7 protein-coding genes are annotated in these 7,461 nt (G+C 64.2%); 3 read left to right on the top strand and 4 right to left on the bottom strand.

What is annotated here, in order from left to right:
* The coding region (locus IVB47_RS20440; RefSeq protein ID WP_247463694.1) for an ATP-binding cassette domain-containing protein at positions 1-302 on the top strand (302 nt) is incomplete at its 5' end.
* A 116-nt stretch (positions 303-418) separates the two neighbouring features.
* On the opposite strand, the gene IVB47_RS20435 is transcribed toward IVB47_RS20440, so the two are convergent.
* Both IVB47_RS20435 and IVB47_RS20430 read right to left on the bottom strand, forming a co-directional pair.
* Positions 419-1,855: a glutamine synthetase family protein gene (locus IVB47_RS20435; protein ID WP_247463691.1), complete on the bottom strand. Its 1,437-nt coding sequence runs from the start codon at positions 1,853-1,855 to the stop codon at positions 419-421.
* A gap of 260 nt (positions 1,856-2,115) precedes the next feature.
* Positions 2,116-3,474: an aromatic ring-hydroxylating dioxygenase subunit alpha gene (locus tag IVB47_RS20430; RefSeq protein WP_247463689.1), complete on the bottom strand. Its 1,359-nt coding sequence runs from the start codon at positions 3,472-3,474 to the stop codon at positions 2,116-2,118.
* A gap of 112 nt (positions 3,475-3,586) precedes the next feature.
* On the opposite strand from IVB47_RS20430, the gene IVB47_RS20425 reads away from it, so the two are divergent.
* Positions 3,587-4,372: an IclR family transcriptional regulator C-terminal domain-containing protein gene (locus tag IVB47_RS20425; RefSeq protein WP_247463687.1), complete on the top strand. Its 786-nt coding sequence runs from the start codon at positions 3,587-3,589 to the stop codon at positions 4,370-4,372.
* 5 nt (positions 4,373-4,377) lie between these two features.
* Here the strand turns inward: IVB47_RS20425 and IVB47_RS20420 are convergent, their stop codons facing one another.
* Both IVB47_RS20420 and IVB47_RS20415 read right to left on the bottom strand, forming a co-directional pair.
* Positions 4,378-4,770 carry a group II truncated hemoglobin gene (locus IVB47_RS20420; protein ID WP_247463684.1) on the bottom strand — a complete coding sequence of 131 codons (393 nt, stop codon included), beginning with the start codon at positions 4,768-4,770 and terminating at the stop codon, positions 4,378-4,380.
* 12 nt (positions 4,771-4,782) lie between these two features.
* The gene (locus IVB47_RS20415) at positions 4,783-5,691 is read right to left on the bottom strand and encodes a helix-turn-helix transcriptional regulator (protein WP_247357600.1); all 909 of its coding nucleotides are present in this window, start codon (positions 5,689-5,691) and stop codon (positions 4,783-4,785) included.
* A 152-nt stretch (positions 5,692-5,843) separates the two neighbouring features.
* Between IVB47_RS20415 and IVB47_RS20410 the strand changes: the two genes are divergently transcribed.
* The gene (locus IVB47_RS20410) at positions 5,844-7,385 is read left to right on the top strand and encodes a benzoate-CoA ligase family protein (RefSeq protein ID WP_247463681.1); all 1,542 of its coding nucleotides are present in this window, start codon (positions 5,844-5,846) and stop codon (positions 7,383-7,385) included.
* Positions 7,386-7,461 lie beyond the last annotated feature (76 nt).

Here is a 7,461-nt window from a genome sequence, read left to right as displayed (position 1 = left end):
TCTCCGGCGGCGAGCAGCAGATGCTCGCCATCGGCCGCGCGTTGATGACCAACCCGAAGCTCCTCATCCTGGATGAAGCGACCGAAGGTTTGGCGCCCCTGATCCGCGAAGAGATCTGGAGCTGCCTGTCGCTGCTCAAGAGCCGGGGACAATCGATCCTGGTCGTCGACAAGAACGTCGACCACCTTGCCCGCATCTGCGACCGCCACACCATCATCGAGCGCGGCAAGACGGTGTGGAGCGGCACCTCGGACGAGCTATTGGCTGAGCCGGATCTGCAGCACAAATATCTGGGGATTTGAGGCTCCGCTCTCTTCCGTCATTGCGAGCGTAGCGAAGCAATCCAGACTGTTTCTGATGTGACAGTCTGGATTGCTTCGTCGCAAGAACTCCTCGCAATGACGGGAGAGAACCGAGGTCAAAACACCTCGAAATATTCCTTGTGCTCCCAGTCGGTCACCTCGGACAGGAAACGGTCGATCTCGGCGTTCTTGATGTGGGTGTAGTAGTCGACGAACTCAGGCCCGAGCTTTTCGCGGAAGAACGGATCGTCCTTCAGCGCGCTGACCGCATCGCGCAGCGACTTCGGCAGGAGCGGCGCCTTGGTTTCGTAGGGCGTGTCGGCCGACGGGCCGGGATCAAGCTTGCGGTCGACGCCGTCGAGGCCTGAGAGAATCTGCGAGGCCATGTAGAGATAGGGATTGGCGGCGGGCTCGCCGATGCGGTTTTCCAGGCGCGTGGCGGCGTCGCCGGCCGCGCCGAGCACGCGGATCATCACGCCGCGATTGTCGCGGCCCCAGATCGCGCGGTCCGGCGCCAACGAATAGGAGCGGTAGCGCTTGTAGCCATTGATGGTCGGGGTGGTGAACACGGTCGACGCGCGGGCGTGGTCGAGCAGGCCGGCAAGCCAGGCGCGGCCGAACGCGCTGAGCGGCTCGCCGCCGTCTTTGGCCATGAACTGGTTCTCGCCGCTCGCGCGTGAGACCACCGATTGGTGCAGATGCCAGCCGCTCGCGAACAGGTTCGGTAGCTTCGGCCGGCACATGAAGGTGGCGTGATAACCGTGGCGGTGCGCGATCTGCTTCACGGCGGAGCGAAACAGCACCATGTTGTCGGCGGGCTCCAGACCCTTCTTCGGGGCGAAGGTGAATTCGCACTGGCTCGGCCCAAACTCGACCTCGACCGAGCGCAAAGGCAATCCGAGCGCAACGATGTCACGCCGCAGGATTTCCAGCACCGGCTCCATCTGGTCGAAGCGCTGCTCGGTGAGATATTGATAGCCGTGGCTGAGCAGGCTCACCGAAGGCGGCGTGCCGGGCTGGCCGGCATCTTCCGGGCGCATATGCGGATCGTCGAGCTTGAAGATGTGGAATTCGACCTCGAGCCCCGCGACGAAATCGTGGCCGCGCGTGCCGAGTTCGTCGAGCACCTTGCGATAGAGCCCGCGTGTCGCGAACGGCACGGGACGGCCGTCGTTGAAATAGAGGTCGCAGAGAACCCAGCCGGTGGTCGGCGCCCAGGGCAAAACGCGAAACGTCGTGGGATCCGCGACCATCAGCACGTCGGCCGCGCCCTCCATTTCCTTCATGCCGAAGCCGCCGCCCGACGTGAACACCGGAAACACCGTGCGGTGCGAGGTGTCCTTGGCGAGCATCGTGGTGGTGATGGAGCAGCCGCTTTCGAGCGACGCAAGCGCCTCCGATGCAATGATGGTCTTGCCGCGCAGAATGCCGTGCTGGTCCGGGAAGGCGAGGCGGATGACCTCGAGGTTCTTCTCCTCGACGATGCGGCGCATGCGCGTCGCCGCGTCCTTCTGCTCATCCGACCACAGCGCATGACGCGCGACGAAAGTCACTTTTTCACTCCTCTATCCGTGAGAGGCGAAGCATGCGCCACATTCTCCGTCATTGCGAGAGCAGCGAAGCAATCCAGGAGGAGCTTTTGCGACGAAGCAATCCAGACCGCCCTCCGCAGAACGCAGCAATCCAGACTGTCTCGGTGCGGAAGGCAATCCAGAATCCGTGCCGCGGAAATAGTTGGATTGCTTCGCTTCGCTCGCAATGACAGATTGCTTCGCTTCGCTCGCAATGACGAAGGAGGGACCTGCATTCTGCGCTACTCCGCCGCCGTCAGCCGATGCACGTTGTCCGCGATCTCCTTCGGTACCGGCGCCGTCCACGGCGCGCTGCGGCGGCGCTTGACGTCGACTTCCATCCAGTAGATCTCCCAGCCTCGGGTCGGCCCGATGCCGTCCATGGTCGCCGGGCCCTGGATCGAACGTGCGGTGGCCTCGTCGAGAAGCAGCATTGGCTTCTCGCCGCCCGCGACCTTCTCGATCTCCTGCCGCAGCAGGCGGCGGTATTGCACGATTGCCTTGTCGCTCGTGCCGAGGTGCTCCCGGGTGCGGTCCTGGATCGCGCCCATCGATTCCACCGCCCACTGGTCGTGGACGTTGATGTCGGTGCCCATGCCGGTATAGGTCGCCGTCTGCTGCTCGTGCGGGTCGAAGCCGTAATCGTTGGTCCTGTTCTTGCGCGATTTGTAGTCCGGCAGCTCATAGAGTTCGAGCCGCTGGTCGCGCATCTTCTTCTTGTCCACGGCATTCGTGTAGCTGGTGAAGATCGCGTACCAGTAGCAGTTCTCGTCGTCGACCGGCACGTGCCACTGCGTGATCGTCATCTCCGTGCTCATGGGAATGACGAATCCGTGCGGGAAGAGCTGGTTGGTGACGCGCACATGGGTGCGCTCCTCGTCGATCTCGCGCAGCGCGATCAACCGGAGGCCGTATTCGGTGTGCTCGACATTGATGATCGGACGATCGTATTCGCGCAAAATCTTCGTCATCGGCAGGTCGCTTCCCGCAGATGCGCCACGGAACTGTTTGCCGTAGGCGGTGGAGGTGTCCTCGTCCTCGAAGAAGCGATGCAGGTAGGAGGCGTGCGCGGGGTCGATGCCGACTTCGAGCGCCTGCAGCCAGTTGCAGGCCATATGGCCTTTGAACGCGAAGGTGTGCGTGCCCGGCGCGACGAAGCAGTCGAGCTCCGGAAACGCCGGCGGCTCGCCCTCGCCGAGATAAGCCCAGAGGATGCCGCTCTTCTCCACCACGGGATAAGAGCGCTGACGGATGTTCTGGCAGAGCTTTGAGTCCTTCGGCTCCGCCGGCGTCTCGATGCATTGCCCGCTGGCGTCGAACAGCCAGCCATGGAAGGCGCAGCGCAGGCCGCCATGCTCGAGCCGTCCGAAGGCGAGATCAGCGCCGCGATGCGCGCAGTGCCGATCGATCAGGCCGTAACGCCCGGTCTCGTCGCGGAACAGCACTAGGCTTTCGCCGAGCAATCTGACGGGGCGGATCGGGCGCTCACCTTCCAGCTCATCCACCAGCGCCGCCGGCTGCCAGTAGCTCCGCATCAGCTTTCCGCAGGGGTCCTTCGCACCGGTGCGGGTGATCAGGTCGTTCTGCTCCTGGCTCATCATGGCGAGTGCATCCTTTGTGGAGTGGCGTTTGTTCGCCTATTGAACGAATGGGCGAACTATGACATGCCTTGATCCGGCAGCAAGCACTATTTTGCAGGAATGACCCGACACCATGCCCAAGCTGAAGCGAAGCGAGAGCGACGAACGCGCGACGGATTTCGTCGAGAGCCTCGATCGCGGGCTGCGCCTGCTGCAATGCTTCGGCACCACGGCTGGCCCGATGACGCTCAGCGATCTTGCCCGTGCCGCGGAGCTTCCACGCGCCACCGCGCGGCGCATGCTGTTCACGCTCCAGCGCGGCGGCTTCGTCAGTGGCGACGGCAAGCTGTTCTCGCTGACGCCACATGTGCTGACACTCGCCGCGTCCTATCTGCGGTCGAGCCAGCTCGTCACCGTCCTGCAACCGGTGCTCGACCGCGCCGCGACAGCGGCCAACGAAATCGCCTCGCTCGCGGTGCTCGACGGCGATGAGGTCGTATTCATAGCGCGCAGCAGTCCAGCGCGGATGTTTTCAGGTGGGCTGGACATCGGTTACCGCCTACCGGCCTTCTGCACCTCGGTGGGCCGCGTCATGCTCGGTCAGCTCGACGATGCCGAGCTCGCCGCGCGCCTGACGGCGACGAAGCGCGAAGCGCTGACACCGCAGACGGTAACCGATCCCAAGGCATTGCTCGCGCGCATCGTTGCCGACCGCGCGCAAGGTTACGCGCTGGTCGATCGCGAGGCCGAGCCGCATTTCCGCTCGATCTCGGTCCCCGTCCGCCGCTACGACGACGTGATCGTCGCTGCGATCAACATGGGCGCCCATGTCGACCGCGTGCCGGCGCAGGAATTGATCGGTCGCTTCCTGCCATTGTTGCGTGAGGGCGCGGAGGCGGTGCGGTCGCAACTGTTGTAGCCTGGCTACCGGTTGCGCATCCAGTCGGCGAGGCCGGACAACGCCTTGTCGAGGTCCTGCCGCGCCGCGGCGTCCACGACGGTCTCCTCGAGCGCGCCGCGCATGCAGAGCATCCACGCGTCGCGCTCGGCATCGCCGACGGCAAAGCCGATGTGGCGCTGGCGCAGCCGTGGATGGCCCTTCTCGACCGAGTAGAGTTTCGGGCCGCCAGTCCACTCAATGAGATAGCGCTTCAGCACATCCCTGATGAGGCCGAGGTCATCCGCATGCATCGCGCGGATGATCCTCGCCTCCGGCAGCGTATCCATCCGCTCATAGAAGCGATCGACCAGTCGGTTGATCGTGGCGCTGCCGCCGATCCGCTCGAACATGGAGATTACGACGTCGCTGTCGGTCATGGGAGTTCGGACCTACAGCGCCACGCTGCGCAGCCCAAAGCTGCGCGCCTCGTTTTGCAGCACCGGCCGCACCGCATCGATCAGCCTTGCCGCGGCGGCATCGACGGAGAGTCCCGCCGTGTCTACCACCGCCGTCGCGCGCGCATACAGCGGCTCGCGGCTCAAGAGGATGTTGCGCAGCTCTGCCATCGCGGAGCGGTCGTCGGCCATCGGGCGCAAATCGCCCTGACGGCGGACGCGGGCCATGTGCTCCTCGGGCTCGGCCTTCAGCCAGATCGTGTAGAACGACGAGAGGATCTGGTCGAAGGTCAAGGGCTCCGAGACGATGCCGCCGCCGGTCGCGAGCACCATCAGTTCGTTGCGCGCGAGCAGCTGTTGCAGCGCCGCCTGCTCCATGCGGCGAAAACCTTCCTGGCCGTAGAGCGCGATGATTTCGGCGACCGAGAGGCCGTTCTGCTGCTCGACCTCCTTGTTGAGTTCGACAAAGCTCCAGCCGACCTTCTTCGCCAGCATCCGCCCAAGCGTCGATTTGCCGGCGCCGCGCAGGCCGATCAGCGCAATGCCGCAGAACGGCGCGCGCCGCGGCGCGGAGGCGCTGCCGCCCGCGAGCAGGTCCTTGGCTTGCGCGATCTGCGCCGGTGTCGCCTTGCGCAAGAGATCGCGAAACATCTGCCAGTCCGGGGTCGGATCGGCCGAGGGAAGCAGGTCTTCGAGATGCGCGCCCATCGCGTCGGAGACGCGGCGCAGCAGCACGATGGACACATTGCCCTTGCCGCTTTCGAGCTGCGCGATGTAGCGCTCCGATATTCCTGATACCTTGGCGAGCACCTTGCGCGACATGCCGCGTAGCGCGCGCATGTTGCGCACGCGCTGGCCGAGCTGTTCGAGAAATCGGGATTCGGCGTCGGGACTGTCAGTCATGGACTACGGATCATGGGCCTGCTTGAGCGGATGTCTTCTTTTAAAGAGGTCCTGCGGCGCGTATTAATGAAACATAGTGCCTGCTGGCATTGACAGCAAGCCGATGCGGTGTCTTTCTATGAATTATAATTCTAAATTCAGGGGAGAAGTCCGTGAGCGAGGGATCCTATAACGCGGTGACCTGGCTGCTCGACCGGAACGTCGATGAGGGACGCGGCAACAAGCTCGCCTTCGACGACACCGTCTCACGGCTCACTTATGGCGAGCTCCAGCGCGAAACGCGGCGCGCCGCCAACATGCTGCGCCGGCTCGGCGTCCGCCGCGAAGAGCGCGTGGCGATGATCATGCTGGATACGGTCGACTTCCCGATCGTGTTTCTGGGCGCGATCCGCGCCAACATCGTGCCGGTACCGCTCAACACGCTGCTGACATCGGATCAATACGCCTACATCCTCGCCGATTGTCGCGCGCGCGTGCTGTTCGTCTCCGAAGCGCTCTATCCCGTGATCAAGGACGTCGTCGGCCGCATGCCGGATCTCGAGCATGTCGTGGTCTCCGGCGCCAAGCAGAATGGCCACAAGCAGCTTGCCGAGGAGATTGCGGACGAGAGCGACCGGTTCACCACCGCCGCGACGCATCCGGATGAGCCGGCGTTCTGGCTCTACTCGTCAGGCTCGACCGGCATGCCCAAGGGCGTGCGGCACATCCATTCGAACATGCAGGCGACCGCGGACACTTATGCGAAGCAGGTGCTCGGCATCCGCGAGAACGACGTTTGTCTTTCCGCGGCAAAGCTGTTCTTCGCCTATGGTCTCGGCAATGCGTTGACCTTTCCGATGTCGGTCGGCGCCACCGTGGTACTCAACGGCGAACGGCCGACGCCGGCGCGCATGTTCGATCTGATGAACCGCTACAATCCCTCGATCTTCTACGGCGTGCCGACCCTGTTCGCGGCGATGCTCAATGACGAGGCGATGAAGAGCGAGCGCGGCGGCCGCGCCTTGCGCATCTGCACCTCGGCCGGCGAGGCGCTGCCGGAATCCGTCGGCAACAGCTGGAAAGCGCGCTTCAACGTCGACATCCTCGATGGCGTCGGCTCGACCGAGCTGTTGCACATCTTCCTGTCGAACGCGCCCGGCGACATCAAGTACGGCTCCTCCGGCAAGCCAGTGCCGGGCTACGCGGTGCGGCTCGTCAACGAGGCGGGACAGGATGTCGCCGACGGCGAGGTCGGCGAACTGCTGGTCGATGCGCCTTCCGCCGGCGAGGGCTACTGGAACCAGCGCCACAAGAGCCGCCGCACGTTCGAGGGACCATGGACCCGCACCGGCGACAAATATGTCAGGGATGCCGAGGGCCGCTACACCTTCTGCGGCCGCGCCGACGACATGTTCAAGGTCTCCGGCATCTGGGTCTCGCCGTTCGAGGTCGAGAGCGCGCTGATTACGCATCCAGCCGTGCTGGAAGCCGCGGTCGTGCCCGAAGCCGATCCGGAAGGTCTGCTGAAGCCGAAGGCCTTCGTCGTGCTGCGCCCCGGCGCGACGACGACGGGCCTGCAGGAGATGCTCAAGGACCACGTCAAGCAGAAGATCGGCCCATGGAAATATCCGCGCTGGATCGACGTGGTGGACTCGCTGCCGAAGACGGCGACGGGCAAGATCCAGCGGTTCAAGCTGCGGGACGGGACGAATTGACAACAGGTCGTCATGGCCGGGCAAAAGTGCGAAGCGCGTCTTGAGCAAAGCGTCCCGGCCATCCACGCGCGACCGC

The sequence above is a fragment of the Bradyrhizobium sp. 62 genome (assembly GCF_023073035.1).
Lineage (GTDB): Bacteria > Pseudomonadota > Alphaproteobacteria > Rhizobiales > Xanthobacteraceae > Bradyrhizobium.
The sequence above is the reverse complement of the archived record's forward strand: the minus strand, read 5'-3'. Positions and strand labels throughout refer to the sequence as shown.